Source organism: Rothia sp. HMSC068E02, from assembly GCF_001813565.1.
Lineage (GTDB): Bacteria > Actinomycetota > Actinomycetes > Actinomycetales > Micrococcaceae > Rothia.
The window spans coordinates 368,779-386,019 of record NZ_KV812882.1; the positions used below are offsets into that span (position 1 = coordinate 368,779).

Here is a 17,241-nt window from a genome sequence, read left to right on the forward strand (position 1 = left end):
CCCTGAATGAAAGAAGCGACGGCTAAGAAGCCCCGGTGGACTCTGGGAGAATACAATGGAAGACCGGCTATCACCGCCTCGCGCGCCCGCATATCCATATGTCCAGCGCGAGCGCCTGCCGCCTGCCCGTACCGCCCGCCTTACTGATGGAGCATTATGACCGCCACACCTCAGCAGCCTCAGCATATGATCTCCGCAGACGATATTCTTGCCGGGCTTGACCCGGATCAGCGTGCGGTCGCCACCGAGCTGGACGGCCCCATGCGTGTGCTCGCCGGTGCCGGTACCGGTAAGACCCGCGCGATTACGCACCGCATCGCCTACGGTATTGCGATTGGTCGCTACCAGGGCCCGCGCGTGCTTGCCCTGACCTTTACCCTGCGTGCTGCGGAGGAGATGCGTACCCGCCTGCATCAGTTGGGTGCGCACGGCGTGCAGGCGCGTACTTTCCACTCGGCGGCGCTGCGTCAGCTGGTGTATTTCTGGCCGCAGGTGGTGGGCGGTACGTTCCCGTCCATCGTGCAGAACAAAGCCTCGCTCATTACGGAGGCGGCGAACCGTCTGCGCATTAGCACGGATCGTTCCCTGTTGCGTGATTTGGCGTCGCTGATTGAGTGGGCGAAGGTTCAGCTGCTCACCCCGGACACCATCATGCAGCGTTTGAGCGAGAAGCAGCTGCCCTCGGCGATTACCCCGCAGAATATGCAGCGTATTTTCCAGGCGTACGAAGACCTCAAGGATGAGCGTAACCTCATCGACTTTGAGGACGTGCTACTGCTGACCATCGCCATGCTGGAGGAGGACGAGAAGCTCGCCGCGACCGTCCGCAACCAGTACCGCCACTTCGTGGTGGACGAGTACCAGGACGTGTCCCCGCTGCAGCAGCGTCTGCTGGATGTGTGGCTGGGCGGCCGCGACGATATTTGCGTGGTGGGCGACGCCTCCCAGACGATTTACTCTTTTACCGGCGCGACCAGCCGTTACCTGCTGGATTTTCCGCGCCGGCACCGTGGCGCGCACATGGTGAAGTTGACCCGCGACTACCGCTCCCACTCGCAGGTGGTGGAGCTGGCGAACCGTCTGTTGGCGGCGCGTCGTCCGCATCCGGATTCGAGCCCGCATTCGTGGGCGCCGCCGCTGGAGCTGATGTCTCAGCGCGGCCCCGGCGTGGATGTGGAGTGGTTCGGTTACGCGGACGATGAGCAGGAGGCCGCCGGCATTGCCGAGGATATCCGCGACCTGATTGAGAAGGACGGCGTGCCGCCTTCGGAGATTGCGGTGCTGTTCCGCACGAACGCGCAGTCGGCGGCGATTGAGTCTGCGCTGGCTGCCGCCCACATTCCGTACCAGCTGCGCGGCGCGGAGCGCTTCTTCGAACGCCCCGAGGTCAAGCAGGCCATGCTCGCCCTGCGCGGCTCAGCCAAGTCCACCGATGGCACCGAAGACGTCACCCGCTACACCCGCGATGTGCTCGGCGGCCTCGGCTACAAGGAGGAGGGCCCCCTTTCGGGAGGCGCCACTCGCCAGAAGTGGGAGTCCCTCGCCGCCCTGGTGCATATGGTGGATATGATGGCGCAGCACCGCCAAGAGCAGCTTCAGGAGCACCGCGCGAATCCTCGCCCGGGCGTGCCCGAGCCGCTCCCTTTGACCATGCACGAGGTGGTGGCGACCCTGAACCACCGCAGCGAATTCAACGACGCCCCGCAGGTCAACGGCGTAACCCTCGCCTCCCTGCACGCGGCAAAGGGCCTGGAATGGGACGCCGTATTCCTGTGCGGTCTGAACGAGGGCCTCATGCCGATTACTTTCGCGACCACCCCGGATGAGGTGGACGAGGAGCGCCGCCTGCTGTACGTGGGTATTACGCGCGCCCGCAAGTACCTGTGGCTGACCTGGACCATGACCCGCACCGTGGGTGGTCGCGGTCAGCGTAAGCGTTCGCGTTTCCTGGACGATATTGATCCGGCGAAGCGCCGCCGCAGGGCTGAGAGCGCCGGCCCCTCGTATAGCCAGCCCCGCTCGGCACAGGCTCGTTCGACTCAGCCCCGTGCAACACAGGCTCGCCGTTCGTCGAAGGGAAGAGGAGACTATGGCTCAGCGTTTTAAACGTGAGATTCTGCCCGCCACCGAGGATCGACCGCAGATTGAGCTGGTCCGCTCGGCGCGCCGCACCCGCACCATCAGCATGCAGCGTGACGGCGTGGACGAGCACGGCAATCCCGCCTACCGCCTGCTCATTCCGGCTGCGAGTACGAGCGAGGAGATTGATGAGCATATTGCCCGCCTGCTGCCGCGCATTCAGCGTCGTGCCGCGCGCCGTGAGCGTGCCACGCAGCTGACGGTCACGGACGAGTACCTGCGCTCCCGCGCTCTGCACCTGGCGCAGAAGAACCTGCCGGAGCTGGTTGCCGCGGGCAGGCTCGAGAAGCTGTCGATTCGCTGGGTGAGCAACCAGCGTCAGCGCTGGGGTTCGGCAACCTACGCGAACACGCAGATTCGTATCTCATCGGAGCTGCAGGGCGTACCGGAGTACGTGCTGGATTCGGTGATTCACCACGAGCTCTGCCACCTGCTGCAGCCGAACCATTCGGCGGCGTTCCGTGCCCTGGAGTCGCGTTACCCGCAGCTGCTGCGGGCGCAGGCCTACCTGGAGGGGTACGCGCTGGGGCGCTCGCGTGCTGAGGGCGAGCGCGGCGAAAACAGCGCGGACTAAAATCCAGCCAGCTAAAATCCAACCGGCTAACGCGCTTCCCGAAAATCAAAGAATCAAAAACCAAACGAAACACTCGAGCGGGGGTGACTTGTACATTCACAAGCCACCCCCGCTCGAGTGTCAGCTATTTACTTTCGCCGCTCAGCTTTACTTCGCTCAGCTTTACTTTTCTTCGGGCGCGTTGCCGAAGCCGCCGTCCAGCAGCTTCTGCAGCTCCGAGTCGAAGTCCACGTCGTCCAGGCTGATTTCGTTCATGCGCGCATCGTATGCGGTGAAGTCTTCCAGCTCGGCGGGGGTGGGCAGGGTCTCCGGGGTGTCCCAGAGGCCGTCGCGCGCCTCAATGCCGTGGGATTCTTCGTACCAGCGCCAGAACTGCTGTGCCTCACGCACCAGGCGCGGGCGCAGTTCCAGGCCGACCAGGTTCTCGAAGACCTGCTCGCTGGGGCCGCCGTCGATGCGGCGGCGCGCCATGATTTCGGTCAGCTGCGGTGCCTTGGGCAGGTTGCGGGTCGCATCCTCGGTGACGACGGATACCCAGCCTTCGATGAGGGCGAGCAGACCCTCCAGGCGCTGTACCGCCAGTTCCTGGTCTTCGGTGCGCTGGGGGCTGAACATGCCGCCTTCGAATGCTTCCTGTACGGCGTCGGGGTTGCTCATGTCCACCTGGGAGGCGGCGTCCTGCATGCGGTTCATGTCCACGCGAATGCCGCGGGCGTAGCGCGCCACGAGCTGGACCAGGTCTTCGCGCAGCCAGGGGTTTGCCTTGTGCAGACGGATCAGCGCGGATTCACGCACAGCAAGGTAGAGCAGGACCTCCTGCGGGGGCACCTCGATACTGTCGGCGAGCTGCTGGTAGCCGTTGGGCAGCAGCGCGGAGGAGCCCGGCGCGAGGGGGAAGCCCACGTCGGTGGAGGAGTAGACCTCACCGGCGAGCTGCGCGAGTGCCTGCGCCATCTGCGCACCAAAAATTACGGAACCAATGTTGTTCAAGAAGCCGCTGTTGAGAATCTGAGAGATCTCTTCGGGTACGTCCTCGGGAGCGCCGGGCATGACCATGGACTGGGTGACTTCGGCTGCGACCGGCTCGACCATTTCGCGCCAGGAGTCGAAGGAATGCTCAACCCATTCGGCCTTGGACCATGCCTGCACCGGGTGGTTGTGGCGCTCAACGGTGGTCACCGCGTCCAGCCAGAGGTCGGCGAGGTTCGCCGCGTCTTCTACGGCGCGCTTGAGGTTTTCGGGTACGGAGGGGTCTTCACCCATGGATGCGAGCATCTGGCGGGTCTGGTTCTTCACGTTATCCCAGTTCACGCCGCTGGGGCTGTCGGATGCGCCCGCGCCGGAGAACATTGCCTGTACCTGCGCGAACATGCTCTGCATCATGGCGGGGTCGAAGCCCATGCCCATGTTCTTCAGGTCTTCGGGGTCGATGCTGATGCCGAAGGGGTTCTGACCGCCTTCGCCGAAGAGCGCGCCGAAGGGGTTCTGTGCGTTGGAGGAGGTGCCCTTGCCGCCCTGGCCGGTTGCCCCTGCGGAGGGGTCGAAGCCCTGCTCCTGCATCTTCTTAATGAATTCTTCGAGGGGGTCGCGCTCGTTGGAGGCGCCGCCGGTGGGGTTCTCAGACATGTGAAGCCTTTCGTAATCCGGGGGTGGGCGTAGCTGGCCCGCTCGCTGTCCAGCCTACCGATTTTTGCTGAGAATTTCCCGTGCCATTGCTGTGGAGGCGGGTTAATCAGCTAAGGGCACACAAGCTTGTCTTTGGGGTCGGGTTTTGGGCGCTTTTTCGTGCTGCCGTCACAGCGGGGCGCTGACATAGCGCGGCGCGGGTCAGAGCGTGAACGCCTCCTGGTTGCTCTATTTTTAGCGGGGTCACGGCGCCTGCCTGCGTGTTGTTACAGTGCCCGCCCGCGTGTTGAAAAGCAGGTTTATCCGGTACTGTAGAAACCATGACTAAGTCCACCCCTGATGCTGAGCAGCAGTCGAACGCCGCCTCCGCGAGCGTGAAGAGTAATGAGAAGGCGGCTAAGCGCCGTTCGCGTTTTGCGCCGCGCCGCGTGAACTTGCGTTCGGTGAGCGCTGTGGCGACGTGCGCCCTGCTGGCTGGTGCTTTTGTTCTGCCCAGTTCCTATGTGAAGGAGGGCCCCGGCCCGCTCTTTGACGTGCTCGGAACCTATCAGGAGAAGGACGTCATTGAGGTTTCTGGCGCGCCCAGCTATAAGACGTTCGGCAAGATGAACATGACCACGGTGTCGGTTTCGGGCGGCCCGTACACGGAGCTGTCCGGCGCGGAGGCGTTCTACGGCTGGTTGGCGTTTGACGGTAACCGCAGCCTCGTGGTGCCGACCGATGCCCTGTACCCGCACGTGAGCCATGAGCAGGCGACGGCGGCGACCGGCGCGCAGATGGCTGATTCGCAGACTCAGGCGAAGGTCGCGGCGATGCGCCAGCTGAAGATGGCGGTGACCGAGAAGGTTCAGGTGCTTTCCACGGTGGAGGGTTCCCCGGCGGCGAGCGCGCTGAGGGCTGATGACCGTATCGTGAAGGTGGGGGAGAAGCAGATTGAGACTCTCACCGATGTTCCGAAGGCGGTGAACGCTTCGAACGGCTCGCCGATTGATGTGACCGTGGAACGTGACGGCAAGCAGCAGACCTTTAAGCTGACCCCGGTTCGTTCCAGCGACAATAGCCGCTGGATTCTGGGCGCGGGTTTGAAGCAGAGCTATGACCTGCCGGCGCACGTGCAGTACAACCTGGACGGTGTGGGCGGCCCGAGCGCCGGTCTGATGCTGGCGCTGGGTACGGTGGATAAGCTGAGCGAGGGTACTCTGCTCGCCGATGAGGATGCCGGAGGCGACCCGTACCGCAGCTACATTTCGGGTACCGGCACGATTGATGCAGACGGTAAGGTCGGCGCAATTGGCGGTATCAAGTACAAGATTCTGGCGACGGGCCGTTACGGTGCGCGTTATTTCTTGGCGCCTAAGGAGAACTGCGATTCGATTGTGAAGATGCAGGCGCAGGACCCCGACCTGTTCAACTACTATCACGCCGGTCAGGTGCGCGGCACGATGGTGGTTGTGCCGGTGTCGACCCTGGATGAGGCGGTGAAGACGGTCGAGGCAATTAAGTCTGGCACCCCGGATGATTCTCTACCCCGTTGCGGTCCCTAACATAACGTTTCTCTCCGCAAGGTTCTCACCCGTATAGCGTAGAAGTCAGCCCCGGTACTTTACGGTACCGGGGCTGTTCTGCGCCCTCCTTACCTCTTTTATCTGCTGTATTTCGCCCCGAGCTTCTACGAGGTTCTGCCCTTCTGCTTGACCTCTGAGATACTTAAAGGCAGTTATTTTCTCTGAACGTATGATGAGCGAGGAATTGTGTCTGAGTCGACCAATAACACCGCGCATCCCAAGCCGACGAAGCCTGCCCCCAAGCGCCGTAGCCCCCTGAAGGCAACGATTGCTGTGGTGGCGGTGCTTATTGCTGCTTTTGTGGGTGCGTCCCAGGTGTACACGGACTGGCTGTGGTTTGATCAGCTGGGTTATAGCACCGTGTTCACTACCCAGATTTTGTTGAAGGCTGCCGTGTTTGTTGTGGCTGCCGTGGTGATTGCTGTGCCGCTGTGGGCTTCGATGTCCTACGCGGTCCGTCATGCTGATGTGGCGCCGGCGTCCGAGAAGAAGCCGCAGGAGGCGCCGAACCCGGATCAGAGCGTACCGACCAGCGGCACGGATGCTGCCGAGCAGATGCTTCGTGACGTATTTGGTCAGCAGCGTGCTGAGGAGAGTATGCGCCGCTACCACGAGAGCGTGGATAAGGCGCGTAAGGTTCTGCTGATTGCGGTTCCGCTGCTGTTGGGTCTGTTCATTGCTTCGGCGACGATGACTCAGTGGAGCACCGTCGCGCTGTTCTTCAATCAGCAGTCCTTCGGTAAGACGGACCCCGAGTTTGGTCTGGATTACGGTTTCTTCCTGTTTGCGTTGCCGTTCTTCCGCATGGTGGTGACTCTGGTGACCTCCGCTGTGGTGCTGTCGGCGCTCGCGGGTCTGTTTATGCACTACTTCTACGGCGGCATTAAGGTGCAGCCGGGTGGTGTGAGCACTACCGCGGCGTTCCGTCGTCATGCGGCGGTCGTGGCGGCTGCGTTCTTGCTGACTCGTGCGGTGAGCTTCTGGCTGGATCGCTATTCGTCGACTCAGCAGCAGGTGGGCCGTTGGGCTGGCGCAATGTATACGGACGTGAACTCGTCGATCCCGGTGAACGCTATTTTGGCGATTTCTGCTCTGCTGGTGGCGATCATGTTTATGGTGGCTGCTTCGATGAATCGTTGGCGTCTGCCGCTGATTAGCACCGCGATGCTGGTGATTGTTGCCGTGGTTGCTGGCGGCCTGTACCCGTGGATTGTCCAGCGTTTCCAGGTGGTTCCGAATGAGCAGGGTGCTCAGTCGAAGTTCATTCAGCGCAATATTGATGCGACCCGTTACGCGTACGGTCTGGACAAGATTGAGACCACTCCGTATGACGCGACGATTGATACCCGCGCCGGTGCGTTGAGCTCTTCGAGCGCGACCATTGCGAATATCCGTCTGTTGGATCCGAATGTTGTGTCCTCGGCGTTTGCTCAGATGCAGCAGTTCCGCCCGTACTACCGTTTTGATTCGCAGCTGTCGGTGGACCGCTATTCGGTGGGTAACACCACGCAGGATACGGTGTTGGCGGCTCGTGAGCTGAACCCGGCGCAGACGAGCGGCGATTCTTGGTATAACCGCCACGTGGTGTACACCCACGGTTACGGTGTGATTGCCGCGTACGGTAACCAGGTGGATTCTGCGGGTAACCCGAAGTTCTTGCAGTCCGGTATTAAAGCGACCGGTACCCTGAGCGAGGATTATGAGCCGCGTATTTACTTTGGCATGAGCTCGCCGGAGTACTCGATTGTGGGCGGTAAGGGCGACACCCTGGAGCTGGACCGTCCGCTTTCCGCTGAGGAAACCAACGCCTCCGATGCGAAGTACACCTTCACCGGTTACGGTGGTCCTCGCGTTGATTCGCTGCTGGCTCGCCTGTCCTATGCGATTAAGTTCCAGTCCTCTGACATTCTGCTGTCGGATGCAGTGCGTGAGGGTTCGCAGATTCTGTACGAACGTAACCCGCTGGATCGTGTGCGTAAGGTGGCACCGTACCTGAGCGTGGATTCTAAGCCGTACCCGGCGATTGTGAATAACCGCGTGCAGTGGATTGTGGATGCTTACACCACGAGTGACCAGTTCCCTTACGCGCAGGGTAGCTCCCAGGATGCGGCAACCGCTGCGGGTGCTCAGCGTTCTAACTCGGTGAACTACATCCGTAACTCGGTGAAGGCTACCGTGGACGCGTACGACGGTTCGGTGACCCTGTACGCGTGGGATGAGGAGGATCCGGTGCTGAAGGCGTGGCAGGGTGTTTTCCCTGGCACGGTGAAGAGCTACCGTGAGATGAACGCTTCGCTGATGAGCCACGTGCGTTACCCGACTGACATGTTCAATATTCAGCGCACCATGCTGAATAAGTACCACGTGACGAACGCGAATAGCTTCTATGCCGGTGACGACGTCTGGTCGATTCCGAACGACCCGACCAATGATCGTAACCAGCCGATTTCGCCCTACTACCTGTCCCTGCAGATGCCCGGGGATTCTCGTGCGCACTTCTCGTTGACGACTACGTTCATTCCTCAGCAGAGCGATTCGAACTCTCGTAACGTGATGTATGGCTTCCTTGCGGCTAATGGTGATGCCGGTACCGGTAAGGACGGTGAGCGTAGCCCCGATTACGGCAAGTTGCGTCTGCTGGAGTTGCCGCGTTCTTCGGTGGTTCCTGGTCCGGGTCAGGCTCAGAACATTTTCAACTCTGATGCTGAGGTGTCGAACCAGCTGAACCTGCTGCGCCGCGGTTCGTCTGAGGTTATTAACGGCAATATGCTGACTCTGCCGGTGGGCGGCGGCATGCTGTACGTTCAGCCGGTGTACGTGCAGTCGAGCGGTGACGCTAAGTACCCGCGTCTGCAGCGTGTGTTGGTGAGCTTCGGCGATAAGGTCGGTTTCGCTCCGACTCTGGAGGAGGCGCTGAACCAGGTGTTCGGTGGCTCTTCGGGTGCGAAGCTGGACGGTTCGGCGGCTAGCCCCTCGGCTTCTGCCTCTGGCTCCTCTGGTACTTCTGGTTCTTCGGGCGCTTCGACCGGCGGTTCGTCGGCTTCGCAGTCTTCGGAGCTGAAGCAGGCTCTGACGGATGCCTCGAAGGCGATGACCGATGCTGATGCGGCAATGAAGAAGGGCGACTGGGCTGCCTACGGTGAGGCTCAGAAGCGTCTGGAAGCAGCCGTGAAGAAGGCTCTGGAGGCTGAGGAGGCGCAGAGCGCGGCTTCCGCTAAGGCTTCGGCAGCGCCCAGTGCCTCTGCGGCTCCGAGCGCCTCTGCAGCTCCCAGTGCCGCGGCTTCTGCAAGCGCCCCCGCAAGCGCGAAGCCCAGCGCCAGCGCCTCGGCTTCTCGCTAAGACTAAGAGGCTAAGCCTAAGAGACAGCGGGGGAGTAGCCCATACCGGATGCTCACGGGTCTAGCGTCCTCGCTCTAGATCCGGGGCCTGCACTGGATACGGCTCCTACCGACTAGCTCTAGCGGTCTCTGCGGGAACGGGGTGGAAGTGATTCACTTCCACCCCGTTCCTGTATGTTCTACCCCTGGCACTGCCCCGTAGCCCCTATTCCTGCCCAACTGCTTTCTACCCAACTGCTTTCTACCCAACAGCCCCTATTTTTGTGTGCTTGGTTACAAATCGCGTTTTTGGCTTGCATGCCCGGTTTGGGGTCTGTATAGTTGTATGAGTCGCCGCGGGGTGGAGCAGTTCGGTAGCTCGCCGGGCTCATAACCCGGAGGTCGCAGGTTCAAATCCTGTCCCCGCAACCAGAAAAACCCGGTATCTCAACGAAAAGTCGCTGAGATACCGGGTTTTGTTTTGCCCTGACGAGACCGAATCCCTATGTTATTCCCTACCTTTCAGCCAAACTCAGGCCCGTCGTCGAGGTGGGGGGAGGGGGGACTATCACCCAACATCGAGGACTATCATCCAACGCCCCTTCGGGGCGTATGACTATCTTCGCTCGTGCATGATCTCGTGGGAGGGAGGTTGCAGAGGAGGATTTTCACCGCCTAATCGGCGTTGATACCGGCTGTTTACCGCCTGAAAATGCAAAAGCGGTATAGCATTTTCCCTCGTATCTCAACCGAATCCCAACCCTTTACCGCCTTCACCGCCTAAAACCGAAAACTTTTATATATACACACGCATATGTAGGAAGATGAACACTCGCGTGTACACTTTTTAGAAATTAGGCGGTAGAGGCGGCAACACACCATGTTTTGACTGATATACCAACGTTTTCGATATACCGCTTAGCCTCAAACAGGCGGTAACTAAGCGGTGAAAGAGTAGCGTCCCGCATAGTGGTGTAACCGTGGGTGGTCGGCCCGTTTGATATGGGTGCGGTCACCGTGTGATCCTTCGAGAAAGCTCTCTACTTCTGACTCGAAACGATTTGGAGGCACAACGATGACCGCTCCTCATATTATCGACCCTGCTGGCCTGCTTGGCGAGGCGTTATCCCAGGCGTCCCCAGATTTGATGCGTTTCCCTGCTCCAGCACGTGATTAACGCGTTGCTCTCAGCGGACGCTGACACCGTGTGCGGGGCCCAGTGGGGCCAACAAGACCCGCAGCGCCAGGCCCAGCGCAATGGGTATCGCCACCGGCCCCTGGATACCAGGGTCGGCACCATTGACGTGGCGATCCCCAAGCTACGCTCAGGCACCTACTTTCCAGAGTGGCTGTTGCAGCGCCGCAAACGCTCCGAAAACGCCTTGATCACAGTGGTCGCTGACTGCTACCTAGCAGGAGTATCCACACGCCGCATGGACAAGCTCGTCAAAACCCTGGGGATCACAGGACTGTCCAAGTCCCAGGTCTCACGGATGGCAACAGACCTCGACGAACACGTGGACCAGTTCCGCAACCGGCCCCTCGACGACGCTGGGCCTTTCACCTTCGTCGCCGCTGACGCACTGACCATGAAAGTACGCGAAGGAGGACGCGTCGTCTCGTGCGCGGTCCTGGTTGCCACCGGAGTCAACAATGACGGACACCGCGAAGTACTGGGGGTGCGCGTATCCACCAGCGAGACCGCTCCAGCCTGGAAGGAGTTCTTCGCCGACCTGGTCGCCCGAGGCCTGACCGGCGTGCGCCTGGTCACCAGTGATGCCCATCTGGGCCTGGTTGAGGCCATCGCCGCCAACCTACCCGGAGCCACCTGGCAACGATGCCGTACCCACTACGCCGCTAATCTCATGTCCGTCACCCCCAAAGCACTATGGCCCGCTGTCAAAGCGATGCTGCACTCGGTGTATGACCAGCCCGACGCGGCATCGGTCAACGCTCAATACGACCGGCTCTTGGACTACGTGAACGACAAGCTCCCCGCCGTGTGTGATCACCTCGATCAAGCCAGGGCAGACGTCCTCGCGTTCGCGTCCTTCCCCACCGGGGTGTGGACCCAGATCTGGTCCAACAACCCCAATGAGCGCCTCAACCGCGAAATCCGCCGACGCACCGACTCCGTGGGGATCTTCCCCAACCGCCAGGCCATCATCCGCCTGGTCGGAGCCGTCCTCGCCGAACAAAACGACGAATGGGCCGAAGGCCGACGCTACCTCAGCCTCGACATCCTCACCAAATCACGACTCACACCACAACCCACCGGGCAGGAGGACACCCCACTCCAACTCAGCGCATAACCCAACCCGAAGGACACAAAACGATTACACCACTCCACAGGACTTGACCTGAGCAAGAGCACGTTCTACAATTGACGCATGAGTTCAAGGAGGTTCGCATGACCGCTTACGACCACTCGTCGGGGTACACCTACGGCACCGATGCCGTCCCCACGTCTCCGCTCACACTCGAGGATCTACGCCAGATTGAGGCCGCCGCGCACGTCCAGCCCGGTGACGCAGAGCTGCTCGCGCGAGCAGAACCCATCCTGGCGCCGCATGCCATGGAAATGGTCGACACGTGGCGCGGGATTTTGGCTCAAAAGACCTACCTGGCAGCACATTCCGCGCATCCGGATGGACAGCCGAACCCCGAGTACGCGCAGGCGTCAAAGCCCCGATTCGCCCAGTGGATCATCGACATGTGCACGCGCGAGCGGGATCAGGCGTGGTTGGACTACCAGTACCTGATCGGAGCTCGACACATGACCGCGGCGAAGAACGCGGCGGATGGGGCGGACTCGACGCCATTCGTGCCTCTGCGCTACGTGCTCGCCTTCATCGCGCCGACTGTGGAGGTCGGGCACCGTCTCCTGGCGGAGGGCTTCGAGGGCGCAGAACTGGACGCTGTCCGTGACGCGTGGACTCGCGCTGTGACTGTCGCCGTGACAGTGTGGGCGTATGCCTACCGCGATCACCCCGAGCAATTCTGATCCGGCGCTCGCCACCTACGACTCCCCCATCGGCCGCCTCACGCTTGATAGCGGTGTATTCGTCTTTCGCACTCTCTGACTGCTCTCCCTGGAAGCCTCAGTGGCTTCCAGGGAGAGCTTTCTTTCTGGGTTATAGGACACTACGTGTTGCTGGTTGGGTGACTTTTCGGCTTTCTGGTGCGGGAAAGTCACTCTTTCAGTTGGTCGTGTTTGCCTCGTTCCTGTGAATACTGCATCGTGCTCTGTGTGTGGCTGCCCCATGATCCGTCACGGTAAGAAGTCAACAGGAGGTCCTTTGAAGATCGCGGTGGTAGAAGTCCGCTCATCATCAAGGACCTCGACCTCTACCCACAACCCCCGACCAATACCTGGTCACCCACACTAGTACCACCCAAACGAGGCAGGTACACGCTAGAGGACCGCGTTGCCGTCCACCGCTGCTGCATCGACCTAACCCTGCTCCAAATGGCCACAGGGCTGCGCGTAAGCGAAGCAAGAACTCTCATGTGGGACGACATCATCACCGACGACCAAAACCGCCCAGCGTGCATTATTCGGGCTGAAAACGCCAAGACAGGCACCACCCGCGTCGCGGCTCTCGTCGAGCCTGCGGTCTATGAGCACCTTACCCGTAGACGAGATGAAGTCGGTGGAGCCTACGTTGTGGGCGCACCGCTCAACCCAGACACCGAGTGGGACAGATACAACGCTCAGAAGGCTCTCAAGGCGTTCTACAAGGATCTGGCTCGCGACTGCGGAGTGCCTCTGCTGGAGACCCACCGCACCCACGTCTGGAGAACCACCCTCAACACCATGTACCGCACGGACGTAGACGCGCTACTGCGTGCTCGAACGCTCGGCCACTCGGTCGATGTGAACGCACAGGCATACTCAGACCTGTCAGACCTCACAACGCTGTACGAGGCAGCCCGAGCACGGCGTAGGGAGGAAAGGTAGTCCCTACCTTATTCCCTATCTTTCGTGAGGATATGCCGGTAACTTCAAGTATCTTTAGGGAAGGATAAGGGGACGGTTACCGCACAATATCAACGATTACTTGGCTGTATCTCACTGTTTCATTAAAAAGAGATGCAGACCCCGGAGGTCGCAGGTTCAAATCCTGTCCCCGCAACGGATAACTCCCGATAGCTTTTAGCTATCGGGAGTTTTTTTATTCCCCAAAACCCGTACCCCCCCCGCTGACCTATCTCCTTCTGCCGTCCTCCTGTCACTCTCCGACTCACCCTCCGACCGCCGGCCTGCCTTCTTTCGCCACCTTCCTGCACCTTTCCTATTGGCGACCTGTCTTCATTTGCCGCCTACCTTTCTTCTTCTTGTGCTACCTTTCTGCCGCCTGCTGGGCGGCTTTCTTTATATCCCCTGCCTTCTGTAATCTGCGGAGGGGGTCTTCTGAGCCTTGTTGGGGCGGTGCTTCGGGGAGACTGATAGGGGCTTGCCCGCTGCCCCTTCGGGGTGTTTGGGGTGGATCTTCCTGCCTCTTGAAACCTCCTCACGGAACCTCCTTATGGAATTTCATAGAACCGTCGTGAAAGTTACCCTGGACTGGTTTCGGAACGTCTCCCGATGTGTCTTTCGAGGTATTCCTCAGCGTGTCTATCGGGGCTTCAAGCGGATGTGCTCATGGGGGTGGCGGAGCCACTTCCGAGTGGTTATTGGGGGATGGTTATGCCTTCTTGAGACGCTGCTTTTGGGGGTTCTGAAATGGGGCTTGAAAGGGGTTCTGAAGGAGACTCTGGGGCGGGTCTCAAGGACCCAACGAGGGGTTCGAAGGGTGCCTGAGCGGGGGAGTGGCGAGGGGGATATTTTTGCCTCAAAGTGCATTCTCAAAGTGGAATATGCGAAAGATGCCTATATTCCGGGCTTGGAAATCACCCGTTTTGCCCCGGAATTCCGCGGTTTTTGGCAAAAATTTGGCTTCGAGTGCAACAATTCACTCTGAAAGTGATTGTAATCACATACGAAACATTCAAGTTAATTGTAGAGTTTTTTGAAACTCTTTCAAAAAACGCTCAAAAACCCCGGAAAATCAAGGAAAAATAGCCCATTCAACCTCTACTTGAGGGTGATTCAAGTTAAACTAGAAGCTTAGAAAAAGCTCTTGTTAAGATTGAATCTTGTTCGATACCCAAAAATAGCCCCAAAAAACCGCTGGAAAAGGCTTTTTGACCTGGTAGCTTTGAGTACGTGGTCACCGCGGTCCGCCGCGTAGCTCTCCGAAATGAATACTGCACCCCTCCATCACACGAGGAAACCCCCGCAACACACACGGGACGGTTACTGGACTTGCTCCATGCGGCATCACATTCGCAGGCCGACCGCCTATAGGCTTCTCACCTATAGACCACCTATCACTCAACCACTCTCGGGCGTCCGCGCCCCACGAAACACCAACAACGAGGACAACCCATGGCACTTCGCCCCCGCACCGTTAAGGCTGGCTCTCTCGCAGCCATCGCCGTACCCTCCGTGCTCGGTAGCACCCTGGTAGCACCCGCTTCCGCATTCGCACCCGTCGTTCAGGACATCCCCGGCGCAGCTACCCAGGCTCCGAAGTCCCTGTTCACCTCCACCGTGCAGCCCACCCTCTCGCAGGTTGCTGTGCAGATCCGCCAGCAGGCAGAACAGGCAAAGCAGACTCAGCAGGCTCCCGCAACGACCGCGGTTCAGCCCATCCAGAAGACCTACACTGCCCAGGCAACTCAGCAGACAACCCCCTCGGCTACCTTCCAGTCCGCACAGGCGGCTCAGCCTTCCGCTCAGCCCACCCTGGCACAGGTTGCACAGACCCCCGCAGCTACCCAGGCTCCCGCAGCTACCCAGGCTCCCGCAGCTACCCAGAGCGCTGCAACCCCTGCCGCGCAGCCCGCGCAGACCGCACAGGCTACTCAGGCGGCATCCGGTGTGGCAGCAACCCGCACCAACCAGACTTTCCTGTCCTACACCTCCCCGGCTGGTACCACCTCGCAGTACCACGTCTACGCTGAGGGCGTGGACTTCTCCAAGCCCGTTGGCGTGGTCTTCTACTTCGACGGCGACTACTGGCGCAACGACCAGTCCAAGGTCTACGACCCCTCCGGTGAGCTGGCTCAGATGGCTGCATCCGCAGCGGCACAGAACATGCTGTTCGTGCCCGTCATCTCCCCGGACGCCAACCGTTACGACGCTGGCGTGACCTGGTGGGAAGACATGGAGCGTAACGGCGAGTTCTTCCGCTCCTTCGCTTCCTCCTTCATCGCGGCTAACGGTGTGGACTCCTCCAACGTGTGGACCATGGGCTACTCCGGTGGCGCTGAGTTCATCACCTACGAGCTGAACACCAAGCCCCAGACCTGGCGTAACGGCGGCGGATCCATCATGGTCGCTGGTGGTGGCCTGGACGAGGGTACCCCCTCGGCTGCGCTGAAGTCCCAGCCCATGTTCTGGTACGCAAACTCGAACGACGGCTCCGGCGAGACCTACCCGCAGACCTGGAGCGCACGAGGCGCCGTTGAGGGCGGCTACAACGCCTACCGCAACGCCGGCTACACCAACGCTTCCGCGACCGTTCTGAACGGTTCGGGCCACTTCGACTACAACTTCTCGCAGATTCTGAGCAACTCGCTCTCCAAGGGCAAGGCAACCGCCGCTCCCAGGGTCGAGCAGAAGACCGAACAGAAGGCTGAGCAGAAGCAGCAGAACACTCAGCGTGCCCGCACCATGAGCTCCGCAACCTACCAGAGCTACACCTCCCCGGCGGGCACCACCTCCCAGTACCACGTGTACGCGAACAACCTGGACTACTCCAAGCCCGTTGGCGTGGTCTTCTACTTCGACGGTGACTACTGGCAGCGTGACGAGTCCAAGGTCTACACCCCCGACGAGGGCATGCTCGCGGCGATGGGCAAGATTGCTAACGCCCGCAACATGGTCTTCGTACCGATTATCTCCCCGGACACCAACGCATCCGGCAACGGCATCACCTGGTGGGAAGACATGGACGCTAATGGCGAGTTCTTCCGCTCCTTCGCGAAGTCCTTCGTTAGCCAGAACAACCTGGACGCTTCCCAGGTGTGGACCATGGGCTACTCCGGCGGCGCTGAGTTCATCACCTACGAGCTGACCGACCACAACACCTCCTGGCGTAACGGCGGTGGCTCCATCATGGTCGCTGGCGGCGACTCGGACGGCTCCGTGGACGCTGATGCAACCACCAAGGCATCCCCGATGTACTGGTGGGTTGGCGCGAAGGACACCTCCGGTAACACCTACCCCGTCACCTGGAGCGCACGTGGCGCAGTCGAGTCTGGCTACAACGCATACCTGGGCGCAGGTTTCTCTGACGCCCGCGTGAAGCTGATTGACGGCTTCAGCCACCACGACTACGACCTGCCGCACATCCTGGCGTCCTCCCTGGACTTCGCGGGTAAGACTCCGGCGCTGGGCTACAGCGACCTGTCCGACTCGAACCCGAACTACAACGAGATCAGCTGGAACTCTGATCACCGCATCATGCTCGGCTTCGCGGACGGTACCTTCCGCCCGAACGCATCGGTCAACCGTGCACAGCTGGCAACTTACCTGTACCGCGTGGCTGGTCGCCCCGCAGTGAACGCACCGGCTGTTTCGCCGTTCAGCGATGTTCCGGTCAACCACCCCGCGTACAAGGAGATTTTCTGGCTGAGCCAGCAGGGCATCAGCGGTAGCGACTTCCGCCCCCTGGAGGCCGTCACCGAGTCCAACATGGCTGAGTTCATGTACCGTGCGGCTGGCTCCCCGGCACAGGCTCAGGGCGGCTACGCGTCCCAGGCTCTGGCGTGGGCCGCCTCCAACGGTATTGGTACCGGCTCCACCTCTTCGGATGCGATCACCCGCGCCGCTATGGCAGGCTACCTGTACATCTACGCGAACTAAAGCTCGCACCCCATAACGCATAAAGATCCGCCCCGTTCCTGAACTCATCAGGAACGGGGCGGATCTTTATAGGTTTAGCTCAAGAAGCTATGCGCTAGACCGGGC

General features: G+C 60.5%; 8 protein-coding genes, 1 tRNA gene and 1 pseudogene. 9 read left to right on the forward strand and 1 reads right to left on the reverse strand.

Features of this window, described 5'->3' with window-relative positions:
* The first annotated feature begins 156 nt into the window (after window positions 1-156).
* Complete coding sequence (locus HMPREF2919_RS03245) at window positions 157-2,106, forward strand: ATP-dependent helicase (protein WP_070593623.1); 1,950 nt, start codon at window positions 157-159, stop codon at window positions 2,104-2,106.
* Window positions 2,090-2,713 (forward strand): M48 metallopeptidase family protein, encoded by a 624-nt coding sequence (locus HMPREF2919_RS03250; protein ID WP_070593621.1) that lies wholly within the window; start codon window positions 2,090-2,092, stop codon window positions 2,711-2,713. Before HMPREF2919_RS03245 ends, HMPREF2919_RS03250 begins: the two co-directional genes overlap by 17 nt.
* 162 nt (window positions 2,714-2,875) lie before the next feature.
* Here HMPREF2919_RS03250 and HMPREF2919_RS03255 read toward each other — a convergent pair whose 3' ends face one another.
* Window positions 2,876-4,339 carry a zinc-dependent metalloprotease gene (locus tag HMPREF2919_RS03255; RefSeq protein WP_070666195.1) on the reverse strand — a complete coding sequence of 488 codons (1,464 nt, stop codon included), beginning with the start codon at window positions 4,337-4,339 and terminating at the stop codon, window positions 2,876-2,878.
* Window positions 4,340-4,659: 320 nt separating this feature from the next.
* Between HMPREF2919_RS03255 and HMPREF2919_RS03260 the strand changes: the two genes are divergently transcribed.
* From HMPREF2919_RS03260 to HMPREF2919_RS03295, 7 genes and pseudogenes are all read left to right on the forward strand, one after another.
* Window positions 4,660-5,883, forward strand: a complete 1,224-nt coding sequence (locus tag HMPREF2919_RS03260) for a YlbL family protein (RefSeq protein ID WP_070666198.1) — start codon at window positions 4,660-4,662, stop codon at window positions 5,881-5,883.
* A 207-nt stretch (window positions 5,884-6,090) separates the two neighbouring features.
* On the forward strand, window positions 6,091-9,243 hold the full coding sequence (locus tag HMPREF2919_RS03265) for a UPF0182 family membrane protein (protein ID WP_070666200.1): 3,153 nt from the start codon (window positions 6,091-6,093) through the stop codon (window positions 9,241-9,243).
* A 333-nt stretch (window positions 9,244-9,576) separates the two neighbouring features.
* A tRNA-Met gene (locus tag HMPREF2919_RS03270) sits at window positions 9,577-9,653 on the forward strand.
* Window positions 9,654-10,296: 643 nt separating this feature from the next.
* A pseudogene (locus HMPREF2919_RS03275) lies at window positions 10,297-11,533 on the forward strand (IS256 family transposase).
* A 98-nt stretch (window positions 11,534-11,631) separates the two neighbouring features.
* On the forward strand, window positions 11,632-12,225 hold the full coding sequence (locus HMPREF2919_RS03280) for a protoglobin domain-containing protein (protein WP_005505324.1): 594 nt from the start codon (window positions 11,632-11,634) through the stop codon (window positions 12,223-12,225).
* 456 nt (window positions 12,226-12,681) lie between these two features.
* The gene (locus tag HMPREF2919_RS03285) at window positions 12,682-13,182 is read left to right on the forward strand and encodes a site-specific integrase (protein ID WP_256370628.1); all 501 of its coding nucleotides are present in this window, start codon (window positions 12,682-12,684) and stop codon (window positions 13,180-13,182) included.
* Between the two features lie 1,470 nt (window positions 13,183-14,652).
* Window positions 14,653-17,136 (forward strand): S-layer homology domain-containing protein, encoded by a 2,484-nt coding sequence (locus tag HMPREF2919_RS03295; protein ID WP_070666215.1) that lies wholly within the window; start codon window positions 14,653-14,655, stop codon window positions 17,134-17,136.
* The last annotated feature ends 105 nt before the right edge of the window (window positions 17,137-17,241 follow it).